The sequence below is a fragment of the Streptomyces sp. PsTaAH-124 genome (genome assembly GCF_000373685.1).
GTDB lineage: Bacteria > Actinomycetota > Actinomycetes > Streptomycetales > Streptomycetaceae > Streptomyces > Streptomyces andamanensis.
In genome coordinates, this window is the sequence record NZ_KB892202.1 from 69,013 (window position 1) to 88,163 (window position 19,151).

At 74.1% G+C, this 19,151-nt stretch carries 16 protein-coding genes; 4 read left to right on the plus strand and 12 right to left on the minus strand.

Annotated features, from left to right (window positions below; all coding sequences use genetic code 11):
* Positions 1 to 89: 89 nt before the first annotated feature.
* The 3 genes from B086_RS41240 (at position 90) to B086_RS0130215 (ending at position 3,413) form a co-directional block, all read left to right on the plus strand.
* Entirely contained in the window at positions 90 to 1,499 is a 1,410-nt protein-coding gene (locus tag B086_RS41240) for a uracil-xanthine permease family protein (RefSeq protein ID WP_018570173.1), read from the plus strand.
* Positions 1,500 to 1,650: 151 nt separating this feature from the next.
* Positions 1,651 to 2,373, plus strand: a complete 723-nt coding sequence (locus B086_RS0130210; protein ID WP_018570174.1) for a DUF5995 family protein — start codon at positions 1,651 to 1,653, stop codon at positions 2,371 to 2,373.
* 110 nt (positions 2,374 to 2,483) lie between these two features.
* Positions 2,484 to 3,413 (plus strand): LLM class F420-dependent oxidoreductase, encoded by a 930-nt coding sequence (locus B086_RS0130215; protein ID WP_026252919.1) that lies wholly within the window; start codon positions 2,484 to 2,486, stop codon positions 3,411 to 3,413.
* 16 nt (positions 3,414 to 3,429) lie between these two features.
* Here the strand turns inward: B086_RS0130215 and B086_RS0130220 are convergent, their stop codons facing one another.
* From B086_RS0130220 to fmt, 11 genes are all read right to left on the minus strand, one after another.
* A complete protein-coding gene (locus tag B086_RS0130220; protein ID WP_018570176.1) occupies positions 3,430 to 5,127 on the minus strand; it encodes a flavin monoamine oxidase family protein in 1,698 nt (565 codons plus the stop codon).
* 56 nt (positions 5,128 to 5,183) lie between these two features.
* Positions 5,184 to 5,981, minus strand: coding sequence for a carbon-nitrogen hydrolase family protein (locus B086_RS0130225; protein ID WP_026252920.1), 798 nt, complete (start codon positions 5,979 to 5,981; stop codon positions 5,184 to 5,186).
* 192 nt (positions 5,982 to 6,173) lie between these two features.
* A complete protein-coding gene (locus tag B086_RS0130230) occupies positions 6,174 to 6,626 on the minus strand; it encodes an Lrp/AsnC family transcriptional regulator (protein ID WP_018570178.1) in 453 nt (150 codons plus the stop codon).
* Between the two features lie 43 nt (positions 6,627 to 6,669).
* Positions 6,670 to 8,145: an amino acid permease gene (locus B086_RS0130235; RefSeq protein ID WP_018570179.1), complete on the minus strand. Its 1,476-nt coding sequence runs from the start codon at positions 8,143 to 8,145 to the stop codon at positions 6,670 to 6,672.
* Positions 8,146 to 8,465: 320 nt separating this feature from the next.
* Positions 8,466 to 9,917, minus strand: a complete 1,452-nt coding sequence (locus B086_RS0130240) for a GuaB1 family IMP dehydrogenase-related protein (protein ID WP_018570180.1) — start codon at positions 9,915 to 9,917, stop codon at positions 8,466 to 8,468.
* Between the two features lie 123 nt (positions 9,918 to 10,040).
* Positions 10,041 to 10,370 (minus strand): barstar family protein, encoded by a 330-nt coding sequence (locus B086_RS0130245; RefSeq protein WP_018570181.1) that lies wholly within the window; start codon positions 10,368 to 10,370, stop codon positions 10,041 to 10,043.
* Positions 10,367 to 10,834, minus strand: coding sequence for a ribonuclease domain-containing protein (locus B086_RS0130250; protein ID WP_018570182.1), 468 nt, complete (start codon positions 10,832 to 10,834; stop codon positions 10,367 to 10,369). The genes B086_RS0130245 and B086_RS0130250 overlap by 4 nt, the downstream gene beginning before the upstream one ends.
* Before the next feature lie 65 nt (positions 10,835 to 10,899).
* Positions 10,900 to 11,943 carry a sugar-binding transcriptional regulator gene (locus B086_RS0130255; RefSeq protein ID WP_026252922.1) on the minus strand — a complete coding sequence of 348 codons (1,044 nt, stop codon included), beginning with the start codon at positions 11,941 to 11,943 and terminating at the stop codon, positions 10,900 to 10,902.
* A 92-nt stretch (positions 11,944 to 12,035) separates the two neighbouring features.
* A complete protein-coding gene (gene rpe / locus B086_RS0130260; protein WP_018570184.1) occupies positions 12,036 to 12,722 on the minus strand; it encodes a ribulose-phosphate 3-epimerase in 687 nt (228 codons plus the stop codon).
* Between the two features lie 97 nt (positions 12,723 to 12,819).
* Positions 12,820 to 14,238, minus strand: coding sequence for an RsmB/NOP family class I SAM-dependent RNA methyltransferase (locus B086_RS0130265; RefSeq protein ID WP_018570185.1), 1,419 nt, complete (start codon positions 14,236 to 14,238; stop codon positions 12,820 to 12,822).
* Between the two features lie 689 nt (positions 14,239 to 14,927).
* Complete coding sequence (fmt, locus tag B086_RS0130270; RefSeq protein WP_018570186.1) at positions 14,928 to 15,860, minus strand: methionyl-tRNA formyltransferase; 933 nt, start codon at positions 15,858 to 15,860, stop codon at positions 14,928 to 14,930.
* Positions 15,861 to 16,199: 339 nt separating this feature from the next.
* Between fmt and B086_RS0130275 the strand changes: the two genes are divergently transcribed.
* Complete coding sequence (locus B086_RS0130275; protein ID WP_018570187.1) at positions 16,200 to 16,745, plus strand: hypothetical protein; 546 nt, start codon at positions 16,200 to 16,202, stop codon at positions 16,743 to 16,745.
* 175 nt (positions 16,746 to 16,920) lie between these two features.
* Here B086_RS0130275 and B086_RS0130280 read toward each other — a convergent pair whose 3' ends face one another.
* A complete protein-coding gene (locus B086_RS0130280) occupies positions 16,921 to 19,068 on the minus strand; it encodes a primosomal protein N' (protein ID WP_018570188.1) in 2,148 nt (715 codons plus the stop codon).
* Positions 19,069 to 19,151 lie beyond the last annotated feature (83 nt).

A 19,151-nucleotide genomic window follows, 5' to 3' on the forward strand; every position in this document is an offset into this window, starting at 1 on the left:
TTGGGTGGCGGGGAAGGTGCTGGTCAGCCGCCCGCCACCCGCACAATGGTCTCGACCGACTTCACGTACAGAGAAAGCGAAACCCCACCATGGACCTCGGCGTGCGCTGGAAACTGCACAGTGACGGGCGCACGCCCGCACCCGGAGCGGTGGTCCGGCCCGACGAACGGCTGTCCTGGCCCCGCACGGTCGGGCTCGGCGCCCAGCACGTCGTGGCCATGTTCGGCGCCTCCTTCGTGGCCCCCGTGCTCATGGGCCTCGACCCCAACCTCGCCATCATGATGTCGGGCGTGGCGACCGTGATCTTCCTGCTCGCCACCCGCGGCCGGGTGCCCAGCTACCTGGGCTGCTCGCTGTCGTTCGTGGGGGTCGCCGCGGTGATCCGGGCGCAGGGCGGCACCAGCGCGACGGTGACCGGCGCGGTCCTGGTCGTCGGCGCCGTGCTGTTCCTGGTCGGCCTGGCGGTGCAGCGGTTCGGGGCGCGGATCATCCACGCCGCGATGCCGCCGATCGTCACCGGCGCCGTCGTCATGCTGATCGGCTTCAACCTGGCCCCGGTGACCGCCTCCACCTACTGGCCGCAGGACCAGTGGACCGCCCTGCTGGTGATGCTGTTCACCGGTCTGGCCGTCGTCTGCCTGCGGGGTTTCTGGTCCCGGATCGCGATCTTCCTCGGGCTGGTCTTCGGCTACGGCATCTCCTGGGTCTTCGACCGGGTCTTCGGCAGGATCCACTCCGTGGACGGGTCGGGGAAGCTCACCGACCACTGGCGGCTGGACCTCTCGGGCGTCGGCAAGGCCGACTGGGTCGGGCTGCCGTCCTTCCACGGCCCGGCGTTCCACTGGTCGGCGATCCTGGTCGCGCTGCCCGTCGTCATCGCGCTGGTCGCGGAGAACGCGGGCCATGTGAAGGCCGTCGGCGAGATGACCGGCGACCCGCTCGACGACAAGCTGGGCACGGCGATCTCGGCGGACGGCGTGGCCTCCGTGCTGTCCACGGCGGTGGGCGGCCCGCCCAACACCACGTACTCCGAGAACATCGGCGTCATGGCCGCCACCCGCGTCTACTCCACGGCCGCCTACTGGGCCGCCGCCGGGTTCGCGCTGCTGTTCGGGCTCTGCCCGAAGTTCGGCGCGGTCGTGGCCGCGATCCCGGGCGGTGTGCTCGGCGGCATCACCGTCATCCTGTACGGCATGATCGGCCTGCTCGGCGCGCAGATCTGGAGCAACGCCCGGGTCGACCTGCGCAATCCGCTGAACCTGGTGCCGGCCGCCGCGGGCATCATCATCGGCGTCGGCAACGTCAGCATGAAGTTCACCGACACCTTCTCCCTGAGCGGCATCGCCCTCGGCACGGTCGTCGTCATCACCGGCTACCACGCCCTGCGCGCCTTCGCCCCGGCGCATCTGAAGCAGCAGGAGCCGCTGCTCGACGAGGGCACCTCCTCCTACGACGCGCCGGGACGCCCCGGCGGCGACGCGGGAACCTCCGCGCCGTAGCCGCGCACCGGGCGCTCCGTGGGCGGGCACCGGCCGCACCGTAGCCGGACACCCGGCGGACCGGGCCCGGACCGGGCGGGCGTTCCCCCGTTCCGGGGAAGCGTCCGGCCCGTCGGCACCGGCGGGGGTGCGCGGCTGCGACGCTGCCCGCATGGGGCAAACGGCACCACTCACCCGCCGCCCGGACGCCGCGGGGACCACCGACACCGCGGCCGCCGTGGACACCGTCCTCGCGCGGCTGCGCGGGAGCGCCGCCGGACCGCCGGAGCGGGACGGGGTCGCGGTCTTCCACCGCGTCTACCTCGCGGTCGCCGAGGAGGCCGCCCGCCGCCCGGCGGCCGGGCGGCCCGCCACCGCGCGGGCCGCGGCCGCGCTGCACGCCCGGCTCGCCGGACGGTATCTGGCCGCCGTGGACCCGGCGGCCGGTCCGCGGCGCGCGCCGGACTGCTGGCGCCCGCTGCTCCAGGCGCGGCGGCACCCCGGCGTACGGCCGCTCCAGTTCGCCCTGGCGGGCCTGCACGCGCACACCGGGCACGATCTGGCGCTCGCCGTGGTGGACACCTGCGCCGCCCTGGGGTGCGAACCGGCCGGGCTGGAGGGCGGGTTCGAGCGCGTGGGCGATCTCCTCGCCGCGCTGGAGGAACGCGCCCGGGAGGACCTGGTGCCGGGCCCCGACCTGCTGCGGATCGCCGACCCGCTCACCCATCTGCTCGGCGCCTGGCACCCGCGGCAGGCGCTGGACGCCGCCTGGACGGCCGCGCGGACGCTGTGGGCGCTGCGCCGCGTGCCCGAGCTGGCCGGGGAATGCGCCCGCGGGCTGGACGCGGCAGTCGGCCTCACCGCGCGCATGATGCTCACCCCGCTGCCGCGCTGACACCCGCCCGGCCCGCCCCGGTTCCCCGGAACTCCCTTGTCCCCCCGGTACGTTGGCTCTTCTGCACCGGGACACCGGTGATCACCGGCAGCACGAAGGAGCGCATCGCCATGGCGACCCGTCTGGGACTGGGCCTTCCGCAGAACCGGCAGTACGACCTCGGCAGGGACGTGCCCGACGTGGCGCGGGCCGCGGAGGGGATCGGCTACGACAGCCTGTGGGTGTACGAGCGGGCGCTGTTCCCCGAGCCCGCCACCCAGGGCCTGTACGGCATCGAGGGCCTGCCCTGGCCCGACGCCTACCGCCATGTGGCCGAGCCGCTGGTCACGCTCACCCTCGCCGCGGCGGCCACCGAGCGGGTGGACCTCGGCACCAGCGTGCTCGTGGCGCCGCTGCACGTGCCGTTCCAGCTCGCCCGCTCGCTCGCCTCGCTGGACGCGGCCAGCGGCGGCCGGGTGATCGCGGGCTTCGGCACCGGCTGGTCGACCGACGAGTACGCGGCGGCGGGCGTCCGCCCGATCGAGGAGCGCGGCCGGGTGCTGGACGAGGTCATCGACGTCTGCCGCGCGGTGTGGGGCCCGGACCCCGTGCGCCACCACGGCCCGGTCACCCGGATCGACTCGGCCGTGGTGGGCCCCAAGCCCGCCCGGCCCATCCCGATCCTGCTGGCCGCGGGCAGCCGCAAGGCACGCGAGCGGCTGGTGGAGCACGCGGACGGCTGGCTGCCGACCAGCATGGGCATCGACCAGGTGACCGCGCAGTGGCACGCTTTGCAGGACCTGGCCGCCGAGCGCGGCCGGCAGCAGCCGATCCGGACCGTGCTGCGGGCCAACGCCCGCTACGCGGCCAAGGCCCAGGAGGGCACCGGCCGGGCGCACTTCCACGGCAGCGTCGACCAGATCGTCGAGGACCTGTTCCCCTATGTGGAGCTGGGGATGCAGGAGATCCTGGTCGATCTCCAGAGCACCCTGCGGGACGCCGGTGAGCTGAAGGACGTGGCCGCCGAGCTGTACGAGAAAGCGCGGGCCGCGGGGCTGTGACGGCCCGCGGCCGGGCTCAGTCCTCGGGGAGTTCGACGGGCGCGATCTCGTCGTAGACGTCGCCGGGGCCCGGGTTGGCCGCGTCCGTGGCCCCGCCGAAGTGGTGCATGACGCCCCAGACCGCGTTCAGCGCGGTCTGGACGGCGCCCTCGGCCCAGCCCGCCGTCCAGGAGATGTCGTCGCCCGCCAGGAAGATGCCCCGCTTCTCCGCGGGCAGCCGGTCCTGCATGAAGTGGGTGAACAGACGGCGCTGGTAGCGGTAGTGGCCGGGCAGGTTGGCCTTGAACGCGCCCATGAAGTAGGGCTCGTTCTCCCAAGAGACGGTCACCGGGTTGCCGATGATGTGCTTCCTGATGTCGACCCGCGGATAGATCTCCGACAGCGACTTGAGCATGACCTCCATCCGCTCGTTCGCGGACAGCGGCAGCCACTTCAGGCTGTCGTCGCACCAGGTGTAGGAGAGGCAGATCACGGCGGGCTTGTCCGGGCCGTCGTCCAGCAGGTACGTGCCGCGGGTCATCCGGTCGGTCAGCGTCATCGACATGACGTCCCGCCCGGTGTGCTCGTCCTTGTCCAGCCAGAACGGCCGGTCCACCGGCACGAACAGCTTGCTGGACTCCATGTAGTGGGTGCGCTCGATCGCCGTCCAGTGGTCGATCGGGAACAGCGCGTCGTCGCACTGGATCTTGGACAGCAGCATCCAGGACTGGGCGGTGAAGATCGCCGCGCGGAAGGTGCGGATGTCGCCGTCGGCGTCCGTCACGGTGATCCGGTTGCCCGCGGTGCGGTGCAGCCGGGTCACGGCCGGGCGCGGCTCGCCGCCGGGGTGCAGGGACTTCAGCGAGGTGCCGTACGGCCAGTGGACGGTCTTCTCCGGCTCGCGCTCCCACAGCCTGAGCGGCAGCTGCTGCGAGCCGCCGACGATGCCGCGGTGGTGGTCGTCCGCCTCGGTGTAGACGACGCGCAGGATCTCCAGGATGGAGTTCGGGAAGTCGGTGTCCCAGCCGCCGGTGCCGAAGCCGACCTGGCCGAAGATCTCCCGGTGCCGGAAGGACCGGAACGCCTCGGAGTCGCACAGGAAGCCGTAGAAGGTCTGGTTGTCGAGCTTCTCGACGAGGCGCGACCAGATCTCGCGGATGCGCGGCACGTCCCGCTCGCGCAGCGCGCGGTTCATGTCGGAGAAGTCGGCGCCCTCCTCCAGGCACCGGCCCCAGGCGTCCGCGACGTCCCGGTAGACCTGCGGCAGGTCGTCGACGGTCTCGGCGTAGTGCGACTCGCCCTTGAGGTCGACGACCGTGGAGGGGGTGGTCTCGGCGAGCGGGTTGGGGAAGGGACGCGTGCGCAGGTCCACCAGGTCGATGTAGTGCTGGAGCGCCGTGGAGGAGGGCGGGAAGCGCATCGCGCCCATCTCGGCGGTCAGCGACTCGTCGCAGCCCTCGAAGCCGACGGTGCGCAGCCGGCCGCCGATCCGGTCCGCCTCGTACACGACGGGCTTGAGGCCCATCTTCATCAGCTCGTAGGCGGCCACGATCCCGGACAGGCCGCCGCCGACGACCGCGACCTCGGCGCCGTGCTCGGTGGCGGGTATCTGGCCGAGCCCGGCCGGGTGGGCGAGGAAGTCGTCGTACGCGTACGGGAAGTCCGGGCCGAACATGGTGATCGGCGGCTGCTGCTCGTCTGCGTGCTCGACGGCGTTGGGCACGGTGGACGTCATGGGGTACGGACTCCTTGCACGGGGAAGATCGCGGGGTGGCGGGGGCGGGGCGGGTGTCAGCCGGGGATGCCGAGGGAGCCGTAGAGGCCGGGGCGGCGGTCGCTCAGATACGGGTTGGCCGCGCGGGAGGCGGCGAGCACGGCGGGGTCGACGTCGGCGAGGACCAGGTCCTCGCCGCGGCCGGCGCGGGCGCGGGCGGTGCCGTCGGGTCCGGCGAGGACGGAGAGGCCGACGAACTCGAAGTCGCCCTCCTGCCCGGCCCGGTTGACGTAGGCGACGTAGAGCTGGTTCTCGAAGGCGCGCACCGGCACCAGCGACTCGGCGACGAACTGGAACGGGTGCATCTGCGCGGTCGGGACGACCAGGAGGTCGGTGCCGGCCAGGGCGTGCGCGCGGACGTTCTCCGGGAACTCGACGTCGTAGCAGATCATCAGGCCGATCCTCAGGCCGCCCAGTTCGGCCTGGACGACGGGCTCGTCGCCGGGGGTGAACACCTCGCGCTCGAAGGGGCCGAAGAGGTGGGTCTTGCGGTAGCCGGCCAGCCGGGTGCCGTCGGCGGAGATCAGCTGGACGGAGTTGAAGACGGCCTCGGCGGCCCGCTCCGGGTAGCCGTAGGCGACGGCCAGGCCGTGCCGGCAGGCGAGTTCGGCGACGGCGTCGGCCGCCTCCCCGTCGGCGGGCTCGGCGAGCCGGGCGACGCCGTCGCCGATCGCGTACCCGGTCAGGAACATCTCCGAGGTGACCAGCAGCCCGGCACCGGCCTCGGCGGCGCGGCCGGCGGCGGCGTCGAGCACCTTCAGGTTCTCGGCGACGGAGCCGGGGCGGCCGGAGCTCTGGAGCAGGGCGGTGCGCAGCGGCGGCATGGCGGTCCTAGGGAAGGTGCGGGGCGCGGTCGGGGGGCCGGAACGACGGTACGTTTCGCCTGGTCACAGGGACAAGACGGGACCGTTGCGTCTGTGCGGGCGATCCGTTGCGCCCCGGACGGCGCCCGCGGCGATTCGTTGCGCGGCGGACGCGGTGGTGGCCGCGGCCGACGACGGGCGGCCTCAGGTGGGTGAGCCCGAGGAGTATCTGCGCAGCAGCGGGGAGAGGACCAGGACCGACTTGGTGCGCTCCACGAACGGCTCGCCCGCGATGCGCTCCAGGACCCGTTCGAAGTGGCGCATGTCGGCGGCGAAGACCTGGGCGATCGCGTCCGCGTCACCGGTGACGGTGGACGCGGACACGACCTCCTGGTAGCGCTCCAGGCCGCGCTGGATCGTCTCCGGCGAGGTGTTGCGCCGGCAGTGGATCTCCACGAAGCCCTCGGTGTGCCAGCCGAGCGCCGCCGGGTCGACGCGGACCGTGAACCCGGTGATGGCGCCGGTGGCGCGCAGCCGGTCCACCCGCCGTTTGACGGCGGGCGCGGACAGTCCGATCAGCTGCCCGATGTCCGCGTAGGAGCGGCGGGCGTCCTCGGCGAGGGCGTGCACGATGCGTTCGTCGAGTTCGTTCAGCACGGGGCGCGGGTCATTTCTCCGGGCTCGGGTCCGGTCGTCCGGTCTACTGGGCTGCCGTCGCGGGGCCGGAACCGGCCGCGAGACGGGAACGGCGGTGGCCGTACAGGAAGTAGATCACGAGCCCGACGGCCATCCAGATCCCGAAGACCACCCAGGTGACGGTGGACAGGCTGCCCATCATCCACACGCACAGCACGAAGCCGATCGCGGGCAGCACCGGCGACAGCGGCACCCGGAAGGTGCGGCGCATGGCGGGCCGGGTCCGGCGCAGCACCACGACGGCCACGTTGACCAGGGCGAAGGCGAAGAGGGTGCCGATGCTGGTGGCGTCCGCGAGCTGGCCCAGCGGGATGGCGGCGGCCAGCACACCGCAGAACAGCGACACGATGAGCGTGTTCACCCGGGGCGCGCCGGACTTCGGGTGGACACGGGAGAACGCCTTGGGCACCAGGCCGTCGCGGGACATGGCGAACAGGATGCGGGTCTGGCCGTAGAGCACGGTCAGCACGACGCTGGCGATGGCGATGACCGCGCAGAAGGCCAGCAGCGTCCCCCAGAAGCTCTGGCCGGTGACGTCGCGCATGATCTGGGCGAGGGCGGCCTCCGAGTCGTTGAACTGCCGCCAGGGCTTGGCGCCCACCGCGACGGCGGCGACCAGGACGTACAGCGCGGTGACGATGACCAGGGAGAGCATGATCGCGCGGGGCAGGTCGCGCTGCGCGTTCTTGGCCTCCTCACCGGCGGTGGAGGCGGCGTCGAAGCCGATGTACGAGAAGAACAGCGTCGCGCCCGCCGCGCTGACACCGCCCATGCCGAGTGGCATGAAGTGGGAGTAGTTGCCGGAGCGGAAGCCCTGGACGCCGATGGCGCAGAACAGGATCAGCGCGGCGATCTTCACGCACACCATGACCGTGTTGGCGCGGGCCGACTCCTTGGCGCCGCCGAGCAGGAAGACCATCGCGAGCAGCACGACGAGCAGTGCGGGCAGGTTGAAGACCCCGCCGTCGCCGGGCGGCGCGGACAGGGCCGCGGGTATGGTCACGCCGATCGTGCCCTTGAGCAGCTCGTTGAGGTACTCGCCCCAGCCGACGGCGACGGCGGCCACCGACACGCCGTACTCCAGGACCAGGCACCAGCCGCAGATCCAGGCGATCAGCTCGCCCATCGTTGCGTATGCGTACGAGTACGAGGATCCGGAGACCGGGATGGTGCCGGCCAGCTCGGCGTAGGAGAGGGCGGAGAAGAGCGCCGTGAGACCGGCGATCACGAAGGACAGCGTGACGGCGGGCCCGGCCTTGGGGACGGCCTCGCCGAGCACCACGAAGATGCCGGTGCCCAGGGTGGCGCCGATGCTGATCATGGTGAGCTGCCACAGCCCCAGGGACCGCCTGAGCGTTCCGCCCTCACCCTGACCGCCCTCTGCGACCAGGCGTTCCACCGGCTTGCGGCGCATCAGGCGGGCGCCGAGAGACGGGGGGACGGTGGTGCTGCGGTCCGGGGGTGCGCCTTGGTCGAGCACGCGCGGCTCCTTGTCGCTGCGATTGCCGGAGCGGGCGGGACCGGTGGCGCCCCGTCCCGCGGGGACCCACCGAGCGGGGTCCCTGCCACGCCATGTACAGCGCAGACCTTATGAGGCTGCGCTTCACAAGCGTAATGCAGCAACCTTGCGTCTTTCCGCATGATCGTTGCGTTCCGGGGCCCGGCGCGGGTGTTCGTTGCGCCGGTGCTTTCGTCCGTTGCGTGCGGGACGGGTGGGACTGTCCGGGTGTGCCCGGCATGCGGAAGGCCCCCGCTCTCCCGTCACCGGGACAGCGGGGGCCTCGCTCGGACGGGCGCCGGTCAGCTCCAGCTGGCGTGCAGCGGCTTGCCCTCGGCGTAGCCCGCGGCGCTCTGGACGCCGACGATCGCCTTCTCGGCGAACTCCTCCAGGGAGTTCGCACCGGCGTAGGTGCAGGAGGAGCGGACGCCCGCGATGATCGAGTCGATCAGGTCCTCGACACCCGGGCGGTCCGGGTCGAGGAACATCCGGGAGGTGGAGATGCCCTCCTCGAACAGCGCCTTGCGGGCCCGGTCGTACGCCGACTCCTCCGAGGTGCGGTTGCGCACCGCGCGCGCGGAGGCCATGCCGAAGGACTCCTTGTAGAGGCGGCCGTTGGCGTCCTGCTGGAGGTCGCCGGGCGACTCGTAGGTGCCCGCGAACCAGGAGCCGACCATGACGTTGGACGCTCCGGCGGCCAGCGCCATGGCCACGTCGCGGGGGTGGCGCACGCCGCCGTCGGCCCACACGTGCTTGCCGTACTTCCTCGCCTCGGCCGCGCACTCCAGCACGGCGGAGAACTGCGGCCGGCCCACACCGGTCATCATGCGGGTGGTGCACATGGCACCCGGGCCCACCCCGACCTTGATGATGTCCGCGCCCGCGTCGATCAGGTCCTTGACGCCCTCGGCGGAGACGATGTTCCCGGCCACGATCGGCACCTGCGGGTCGAGGGCGCGGACCACCCGGACCGCGCTGATCATCGACTCCTGGTGACCGTGCGCGGTGTCGATGACGAGCGTGTCGACGCCCGCGTCGAGGAGCTGCTTGGCCTTGCCCGCCACATCGCCGTTGATACCGACGGCGGCGGCGACCCGGAGCCTGCCCTGCGCGTCCACGGCCGGGGTGTACAGCGTGGCCCGCAGGGCGCCCTTGCGGGTCAGGATGCCCGCGAGGCGGCCGTCCCGGTCGACGGCGGGCGCGTAGCGGCGGTTGGCGGCGTCGAGCCGGTTGAACGCCTCGCGCGGGTCGATGTCCGCGTCCAGCAGGAGCAGGTCCTTGCTCATCACCACTTCGAGCTGGGTGAAGCGGTCCACCCCGGTGAGGTCCCGGTCGGTGACCACGCCGACGGGCCGGTGCTCCTCGTCGACGACCACACCGGCGTTGTGCGCGCGCTTGGGCAGCAGGGCCAGGGCGTCGGCGACCGTCTGGTGCGGGGCCAGCACGATGGGGGTGTCCAGGACGTGGTGGCGGCCCTTGACCCAGGAGGTCACCTCGGTGACGACCTCGATCGGGATGTCCTGCGGGACGACCACCAGGCCGCCGCGCCGGGCCACGGTCTCGGCCATGCGGCGGCCGGCGATGGCGGTCATGTTGGCGACGACGAGCGGGATGGTGGTGCCCGTGCCGTCCGGGGAGCTGAGGTCCACGCCCTGACGCGAGCCGACCGCGCTGCGGCTCGGCACCATGAACACGTCGTCGTACGTCAGGTCGTACGCGGGCTGGATGTCGTTGAGGAAACGCACGTGCTGCACATCCCAGTCGATCAGAGGTGGCCCCCGGACAGGTCAGCCAGGGGGAAAGAGCACGTACTTCATTGTCCCATGCCGTATGGCCCGTCATGCCCTGTCACAACATCCAGGCTGGTCAGCGGGGCCTTAGGAGGAAACTCCAAGGCCGAGGGCGACGGTGAGCGCGGGGGTGCGCTCCGTCGCCTCCGCGAACACCTCCCGCGCGGTGCGCCACTCCTCGGGACGGGCCTCGGCGTAGGCCCGCCAGCCCACGACGACGAGCAGCAGCCCGCGCCCGGCGGCGTCTTCCGGCCATACGGAGGGATCGCCCAGGGAGTCGGCCAGCGCGTCCCAGTTGCGGCCGAACCAGCCGGGCAGCGCGAGGGCGCGGGCGGCGCGGTCCATCAGGCCCGCCTTGTCGGTGACGCCGTCGAGGTCCAGGGCGACCACCAGCCGCCCGGTCAGGTCTTCACTCATCGCAGTACCGCCCGGAAGGTGTCGTAGTGGTCGTCGGTGTAGTACAGCTCGGCGTGCTGCCCGGTGATCAGACGGCGGGCGCCCCGGGTGCGCGCGCCAGGGGTCTTGACCGTGTACTCGTGGTAGTAGCCCCGCTGGTGCTGGGGCAACCGGTGCTCGTAGTTGCCGAAGACCACACCGTCCTGTGTGTACGGGAACGGGCCGCCCCTGTCGATCAGGGCCAGGGTCTGCCGGGCTTCGGACGGCAGCCGGGACACCTGGACGGTGGCCATGCCACGGGCCCAGGAGGGGGTGGCCGTGCCGGATCCGGTGGAGGGGTTGCCGTGGCCGGAGGAGGCGGACCGCGAGGACGCCGGCGAGGCCGGGCCCTGGGCGGTGGAACACCCGGCCAGCAGGACGGAGAGCAGGACGGAGAGACAGACGAGGATCCCCGCGAACAGGCGGGGGACGGACCGCAGCAGCATGCCGACGATGCTCCCACGGCCGTCCTCCGGCGGCCTGCTCCAGGCCCCCTAGGGGGGCTGTGCGCTCAGACGCCGTCCGGGTCCGAGCGGTTCAGGGCGGACTTGGGGGCCGGTCCGGCCGCCAGCAGATGGTCGGCGGCCGAGGTGTCCGTGACCAGGCTGGTGACCAGGCCGGAGCGGAGCACCGCGTCGATCGCCGCCGCCTTACGCTGGCCGCCCGCGATGGCGACCACCTCGGGGATCCGGCGGAGCTGGTCGGCCGTGACCGTGATGCAGCGCTCCCCCAGGTCCCGGCCGATCCGGCGGCCCTCGGAGTCGAAGAGGTGCGCGGCCATCTCGGCGGCGACGCCGAGCGAGGCGTAGTGGGCGCGCTCCTCGTCGCTGAGCATGTCGTGCACCGTGGAGATGCCCGGCTCCCAGGAGCCGATGGACACACAGGCGACCGTGACCTTGTCGAAGTACTCGAAGGCACGGGCGATGCCGGTCTGGTTGCGCAGCGCGGCGGCGGTGGCCTCGTCCGGCAGCAGCATCGGCGCGTAGATGGGGTGGGCGTCGCCGCCGGAGACCTGAGCCGCGCGGCGCACCGCCTCCACCGAGCCGCGCTCGGAGGTCCCCGCGTCGTACACGCCGGTCAGCTGCACCACCGTGCACGGGGGCAGCCGGTCCAGCGCCGCCGCCATGTGGATGGTGGAGCGGCCCCAGGCCAGGCCCAGCACATCGCCCTCGTCGACCAGTTCGCCGAGCAGGTCGGCGGCGACCTCGCCCAGGTTCTCCGGGTCCGGGGTCTCCTCGGCCTCGGCCGGGGACTCGACCACGACGGCGTGCCTGAGGCCGTAGCGGGCACGGAGCGCGTCGGAGCGCTCGGCGTCCAGCTCGGCCGGGACGCGGATCTCGATGCGCACCAGATCCCGTTCGAGGGCGGTCTCCAGGACCCGGGCCACCTTGAAGCGGCTGACGCCGAACTCCTCAGCGATCTGGATCTTGGACTTGCCCTCGAGGTAGAAGCGGCGGGCCATGGCCGCCGCCTGCACCAGCTCAGCGGGTCCCATCCGCACTGCTGACCGGCCCGCCGACATACCCGACACGGCGTTCTCCTCACTGCCGTTCACACGACTGCTGTTCACACGTGCATTCGCCGTTCATCCTTGCAGATTCGGCGCTGTCGATCAGCCCTGATGAGAGCCGTTCACGTACCTGATGCTCAGTGGTTGCACACCCAGGACGCCTGAGCGGTCGCTTTCTCCGCCTGGGCGCGCAGGGCACGGACCGCCTCGGCCGGGTCCTCGGCGCCGTAGACGGCCGAACCGGCGACGAAGACATCCGCTCCGGCGTCCGCGCACCGCTCGATCGTCGAGGCCGACACCCCGCCGTCCACCTGGAGCCACAGCTGGAGGCCGTGCCGGGCGATCAGCTCCCTGGTGCGGCGGATCTTCGGCAGCATGATGTCGAGGAACGCCTGTCCGCCGAAGCCGGGCTCCACCGTCATGATCAGGAGCATGTCCAGCTCGGGCAGCAGGTCCTCGTACGGCTCGACGGGCGTGGCGGGCTTGAGCGCCATCGAGGCCCGCGCGCCCTTGGCCCGGATCTCCCGGGCCAGCCGCACGGGCGCGGCGGCGGCCTCCACGTGGAAGGTGACCGAGGAGGCGCCCGCCTCCACGTACTGCGGCGCCCAGCGGTCCGGGTCCTCGATCATCAGATGGCAGTCCAGCGGGGTGTCCGTCGCGCGCGCCAGGGACTCCACGACCGGCACGCCGAGCGTGAGGTTGGGGACGAAATGGTTGTCCATCACGTCGACGTGGAGCCAGTCGGCGCCCTCGACCGCCTTCGCCTCCTCGGCGAGGCGGGCGAAGTCCGCGGACAGGATGCTGGGGTTGATCTGCACGGCCATGCCCCAAGCCTGCCATGCCGCGGCGCCGGGCCGTAACGGCGGTCCCGGGGCACGGCCCCCGGAGGACCGCCGGTACGCGGCCCGGCGGCCTCGGGGCTCAGCCGGTCCGGCGGATCAGGGCCAGGTACATCGCGTCGGTGCCGTGCAGGTGCGGCCAGAGCTGGATGTCCGGGCCCTCGCCGAGCGCGGGGACGCCGGGGAGCAGCGGCCGGGCGTCGATCAGTTCGGTCTCCGGGAACTGCTTGAGCACGTCGGAGACGACCGCCCGGGTCTCGGCGAGGTGGGGCGAGCAGGTGGCGTAGCCGACGACCCCGCCCACCCGGACCGACTCCAGCGCCGTGCGCAGCAGCCCGCGCTGGAGCGGGGCGAAGCCCTCCAGGTCCTCGGGGCGGCGCCGCCACCGCGCCTCGGGACGGCGGCGCAGCGCGCCCAGGCCGGTGCACGGCACGTCGACGAGGACCCGGTCGAAGCTGCCCGGCCGCCAGGCGGGCCGCGTCCCGTCGGCGGCGATGACCTGGTACGGGCCCGGGTTCCCGGCGAGTGCCTTGGCGACCAGGCCGGCCCGGTGCGGCTGCTTCTCCGAGGCGAGCAGCACCGCGCCGCGCCCGGCGGCCAGCGCGGCGAGCAGGGCCGCCTTGCCGCCGGGTCCGGCGCAGCCGTCCAGCCAGGCGCGGTCCGGTCCGTCGAGCGGCGCGTTCGCCAGGGCCAGGGCGACGAGCTGGCTGCCCTCGTCCTGGACGCCCGCCCTGCCCTCGCGCACGGCGTCCACCGCGCCGGGCTCGCCGCCCTCGGTGAGCCGCACGGCGTACGGGGACCAACGGCCGGGCAGCGCCGCCTCCTCGCGCAGGAGTTCGTCGGTGGTGGCCCGGCCGGGCCGGGCGACCAGGGTGACCTCGGGCCGCTCGTTGTCGGCGTCCAGCAGGTCCTCGATACCGGCGCGTCCGCCGCCGAGCGAGTCCCACAGGGCGGAGACGACCCAGCGCGGGTGGGAGTGGACGACGGCGAGGTGGTCCTCGGGGTCCTCGTCGTAGGGCGGGGCGACCGTCTCCAGCCAGCCGTCGAGGTCGGTGCGTGCGACCTTGCGCAGGACCGCGTTGACGAACTTGGCCCGGCCGTCGCCGAGCACGACCCGGGCCAGCTCCACGGTGGCGGACACGGCGGCATGGCTCGGGATACGGGTGCCGAGCAGCTGGTGGGCGCCGAGGCTGAGTACGTCCAGGACGGGCGGGTCGACCTCCCGCAGCGGCCGGTCCACGCAGGCGGCGAGGATCGCGTCGTACGTGCCCTGGCGGCGCAGCGTGCCGTAGACCAGCTCGGTGGCGAGCGCGGCGTCCCGCCCGTCGAAGTCGCCGTTCTCGCGCGCCTTGCGCAGCAGCGGCGGCAGGACGAGGTTGGCGTACGCGTCCCGTTCGTCCACGGCGCGCAGCGCGTCGAAGGCGAGGATGCGGACGGGGTCCTTCTGGGGCCGGCGGTAGGGCTTGGCGGGCTTGCGGGGCCGACGGGGGGTGTCGCTCACGAAAAGGTGCTCCGGATGTCTGGGGCCGCCGTCGCACGGACGCCCCGGCTGGGACCCGGGCCGCCGGTGCGGGTGGCCCGGATGCGCTGTCCGCCCAGCCTACGGCCCGTGCACCGGCCCCGCTCCGACCCCCGGGCCGACTCCGGCCTCTGGATCCTCCGCCGGTACGTGGGGCGTCCGCCGGTACCTGGGGCGTCCGCCGGTACCTGAGTCTGCTCCGGCTTCCGGTGCGGCTCCGGGCCCTGGTTCTCCTGGGCAGCCNTNGCCCNCGGTCGGTTGCGGGCTCCGGTGCCGCTCCAGCACCTGGTTCCACGTCGGGCTCCGGGGCCGCCCGGCCCCTCGGGTCCGTTCCGGGCTCCGGGGCCGCTCCAGCCCCCGGGTCCGCTCCGACTTCCGGGTGCCGTTCCGGCCTACGGGCCCTTGCCTCCCGGGTCTGTCTCTCTCTCCCCCCCCCGCTGCCGCGCTGGCCGAGCCAGGACTACGGACGACCGGCCGCGGGCACGCCGCCCCCGGCCCGCCGCCGTCCCCGGCCCTCACACCGCCCCGCACGCCCCGCCCGGCCGGGCGGACGGATGACCGGGCTGCCGGATGGCCGAGCCACCGAGTGACCGGCTCGTCGGCCGACCGGGACCGTCAGCCGGTCAGCCGGTCAGCCGGTCAGCCGGTCAGCCGGTCAGCCGGTCAGCCGGTCAGCCGCCGAGGGTCTCGCCCTCCGTGATGCGGGCGCCGCGGGCCCAGTCCGCCGCCCGCATGGGCTTCTTGCCCTGGGCCTGGACCCACAGCAGCTCCACGGCGTAGGAGCCAGTGCCGACGCGTACGTCGTTCTTGCCCACGGCGAGCGCCCCCGGGGCGAGGTCGATGCGCTGGGGCACGGGGGCGACCTGGATCAGCTTGAGGCGTTCGCCGCGGAACGTCGTCCAGGCGCCGGGCGCCGGCGTGCACCCGCGCACGACCCGGTCGACGCGCAGCGCGGGCGCGCTCCAGTCGACCCGGGCGTCCTCGACGGTGATCTTCGGTGCCAGGGTGACGCCCTCGGCCGGCTGCGGCACGGCCTTCAGGCTGCCGTCCTCGATGCCGTCCATGGTCGCGCCGAGCAGTCCCGCACCGGCGAACGCGAGCCGGGTGAGCAGGTCGCCGCTGGTGTCGGTGGGCCGGATCAGCTCGGTGACGGTGCCGTAGACCGGGCCGGAGTCCAGGCCCTCCTCGATGAGGAACGTGGAGGCGCCGGTGATCTCGTCGCCCGCCATGAGGCTGTGCTGCACCGGCGCGGCACCGCGCCAGGCGGGCAGCAGGGAGAAGTGCAGGTTGACCCAGCCGTGCGCGGGGATCTCCAGGGCGCTCGGCGGCAGCAGCGCGCCGTAGGCGACGACCGGGCAGCAGTCCGGGGCGATCTCCCGCAGCCGCTGCTGGAAGTCGGGGTCGCGCGGCCTCGCGGGCTTGAGCACCTCGATCCCGGCCTCCTCCGCGCGGTCGGCGACGGGGCTCGCGACCAGCCTGCGGCCCCGGCCGGCCGGGGCGTCGGGGCGGGTGACGACGGCCGCGACCTCGTGCCGCCCGGAGGCGATCAGGGCGTCCAGGGCGGGAACGGCGACCTCGGGGGTACCGGCGAAGACGAGCTTCATGAGCGGGTGCGGGCCTCTCGGTCGGGGTGGGGTGCGCGGCCCACAAGTCTATGACCACGGACGACCGCGGCCACGGCCACGGCGGGGAAGCCCCGGGACCGTGCGCCGCCGCCTCCGGCCGCGCACGGTCCTCCCACCCGGCGGCGCCCGCCTGTCCGCGCGGCGGGCGCGCACCCCGTCCCGCAGCGCACGCCCGCCGCGCAGGGGGCGTACGCACATGCTCTTACGCCCCCAGAGCGTGACCAGCGGGCCGAAAACGCGTTGGTCAAGTGAGAGTTGACCAAAAGGGGCCGCTCGTACGGCCCGTTTCCTTTCAACGCCGGTTCGAGAGGCTTGTTCATGGCCGACCACGCAACCCACGACGCCCAGGCCCGTGCCAGCCTGCACTTGCTGGTGCGGGACATCGAGCGGGTCCGCCGGCAGGTGGACGCGCTGCGCACGCTCACCGCCCAGCTGGGCAACGTCTACCGCCCGCGCCGCACCGGCCCCTCCACGGGCTTCGTCGTCTACGGGCGCGCGCCCGCCCCCACGGTCCGCCTCGCGCAGGAGCTGCGGGACAGCGTCGAGACCCTGGTCACGGCGGCCGTCGACTTCGACCGCTCGCTCGGCTTCTCGTGGGACGCCGTGGGCTCGGCGCTCGGCGTCACCAAGCAGGCCGTGCACCGCCGATACGGCGCACGCCGGGCCGCGGCGCAGGCGGCGGCAGCGGAGCCCGAGCGGACGCCGGAGACCCCCGGTCCCCGCCCGGTCAACGTGGGTCCGGCCATCTCCTCCGTGCCCACGGTCCCCGCCGCCCGCTCCATGCCGACCCAGCCGACCGCGGGCAGCCCCGCACTGCGGGAGGACGTCAGGCCCACTGCCTTCCCGGGCCCCCGCAACGGCTGACACTCCGTCACACCCCGTCACGTCTCGTCACCGCGTCGCGTCCCCACGCCGCGCCGAGCACCCCCACTCCCCCGCATCCCCCTACCCGCGGTCCCTGATCCGCCGTCGCTCCCCCTGCCTCCGGCCCCGGATCCGCTGCCGGGCACACCGGGTCCGGCCCGCGCCCGCGTACTCGTCAGCCGATGTCCGGCGGATCGATCCGCACCCACACCGCCGCGTCGCTTCCGCGTGCCGTCCGGGCCGCCTGCGCGGACTTCAGGGCCGCGGCGAGCGCGGAGCCGCTGCCGGGCGGCACCCGGACCAGGGCCCGGTCCCAGTGCTCGCCGGGGGGCGGCGCGCCGGGCCGCCGGGGGCGTCCGGCCGGGGTGGCCGGTACCGGCACCGGGCCGAGGATCTCGGCCGCCGGCGGCAGGGCGACCCCGCGCAGGAAGTCCGCGACCGCCTCCGGCGGACCCGTGACGGCGGCCATCCGGGACACCGGCGGGAAGCCCAGCTCGGCCCGCTCGGACAGTTCCCGCAGGGCGTGGCCGGCGGGGTCCCAGCGGACCATGGCCTGCACGGGGCGCAGGGTCGGCTCGGCGACGACGACCACGGTGCCGCCCGCCTCCTGCGGCCGTACCAGCGCGGCCGCGCCGATCCAGCGGCGCAGGGCGTCCTCGCCCGCCCGCAGGTCCGGACGGCCCAGCATGGCCCAGCCGTCCAGCAGGAGAGCGGCGGCGTACCCGTCCTCGGCGACCGGTTCGGCGCCCGGTGTGCTGACCACCAGCGCGGGCGTCCCCGGCACGGTGTCGAGCACATGCTCGCGGCCCGAGGTGCGCACCGGTACGGCGGGGAAGGCCCGCCCCAGTTCCTCCGCGGTGCGCCGGGCGCCGATCACCTGGGCGCGCAGCCGCGGGGAGCCGCACTCCGGGCAGTGCCAGGCGGACTCCTCCTGCCCGCACCAGTCGCAGCGCAGCACCCCCGCGTCCTGACCTTGGAGCGGGCCCGCGCAGTGCCGGCAGCGGGCCGGGGCCCGGCACTGGGCGCAGGCCATCCGCGGCGCGTACCCGCGCCGGGGCACCTGCACCAGGACCGGGCCGTGGCGCAGCCCCTCCCGGGCCGTCCGCCAGGCGAGCGAGGGCAGCCGGGCGGCGCGGGCGGCCTCGTCCCGGGCGAGGTCCCCGTCGCCCACCGTGCGCACGAGCGGGGCCGCCCGGCGCACCTGTTCGCGCGCCGCCACCAGGGGCCGCGCCCAGCCGGTCTCGACGAGCTGGGCCGCCTCGACGGTGCAGCTCCAGCCGCCGAGCAGGAAGGCGCACCGGTCCTGTGCGGCGCGCAGCAGCAGCACCTCGCGCGCGTGGGGCTGCGGCGCGTGCAGTTCGCTGTGGCTGTCGTCGCCGTCGTCCCACAGGGCCACGAGTCCGAGGTCGCGGACCGGGGCGAACATGGCGGCGCGGGTGCCGACCACGGCCCTTACGGAGCCCCGGCGCACCGCGAGCCACTGCCGGTAGCGCTTCTCGGGTCCGGCGTCGGCGGTGAGCAGCGCGTGCCGTCCCTCGCCCAGCAGGCCGGTCAGCGCGGTGTCCAGGCGGGCGGCGATCCGGCCGTCCGGGACGACCACGAGCGCGCCGCGCCCGGAGGCGAGCGTCGCGGCGACGGCCCGTGCCGTCTCCTCGCTCCAGCGCGGTCCGGGCAGCGCGTTCCACACCGCACGGGGGGTGCCGCCCGCGGCGAGCGACTCGATGAAGGCGGCCCCGTGCTCGTACCGGGTCCAGGAACCGGGGTCGGGGGCGGGGGGCGGGGGCAGCGGCTCCGGGGACGGCCGCCGCTCGGCCCGTGCGCTGCGCGGCGGCACGGCGAGCTGGAGCACGTCGGCGACACTGCCCGCGTAGCGGTCGGCGACGGCGCGCACCAGCGCGAGCAGTTCCTCGCCGAGCACCGGCTCGGGCGAGACGACCTGGGCGAGCGCGGCCAGCGGCCCGGAGTAGTCGGACTCGGCGCGCCGCTCGACCAGGAAGCCGTCGATGAGGCCGCCGCCCTCGCGCCGGCCCTCGCGCACCCGGTGCCGTCCGGCCCCGAACCGCACCCGGACCCGCACCCCGGGCTGCGCGTCCGCGTCCAGCTCGGCGGGGACCGCATAGTCGAAGGTGCGGTCGAGGTGGAGCACGCCCTTGTCGACGAGCACCCGGGCGACCGGGAGCTGCGGGGCCAGGGCCGCGCCGCGCCAGGTCCGGGGCTTGGCGCGGGGCTCCTTGGCCTTGCGCACGCTCTCGCGGATCAGCGCAAGCTGCTCGGGCGGCGCACCCTCGGCGCCGCCCGCCCCCGACCCGTTCTCGCTGCTCACGCTTGCATTCCTACCAAACGGCACTGACAACGACGACGGCTCCCAGGGCCGTGACCGGGTCGGGTCAGGTCCTGGGAGCCGAG

Coding starts and splice junctions, on each gene's coding strand:
- B086_RS0130220 (WP_018570176.1), bottom strand. CDS start 5,127: ATGACGTCCACCGTGCCCAACGCCGTCGAGCACGCAGACGAGCAGCAG.
- rpe (WP_018570184.1), bottom strand. CDS start 12,722: ATGGCCGTGCAGATCAACCCCAGCATCCTGTCCGCGGACTTCGCCCGC.
- B086_RS0130210 (WP_018570174.1), top strand. CDS start 1,651: ATGGGGCAAACGGCACCACTCACCCGCCGCCCGGACGCCGCGGGGACC.
- B086_RS0130275 (WP_018570187.1), top strand. CDS start 16,200: ATGGCCGACCACGCAACCCACGACGCCCAGGCCCGTGCCAGCCTGCAC.
- fmt (WP_018570186.1), bottom strand. CDS start 15,860: ATGAAGCTCGTCTTCGCCGGTACCCCCGAGGTCGCCGTTCCCGCCCTG.
- B086_RS0130215 (WP_026252919.1), top strand. CDS start 2,484: ATGGCGACCCGTCTGGGACTGGGCCTTCCGCAGAACCGGCAGTACGAC.
- B086_RS0130245 (WP_018570181.1), bottom strand. CDS start 10,370: ATGAGTGAAGACCTGACCGGGCGGCTGGTGGTCGCCCTGGACCTCGAC.
- B086_RS41240 (WP_018570173.1), top strand. CDS start 90: ATGGACCTCGGCGTGCGCTGGAAACTGCACAGTGACGGGCGCACGCCC.
- B086_RS0130250 (WP_018570182.1), bottom strand. CDS start 10,834: ATGCTGCTGCGGTCCGTCCCCCGCCTGTTCGCGGGGATCCTCGTCTGT.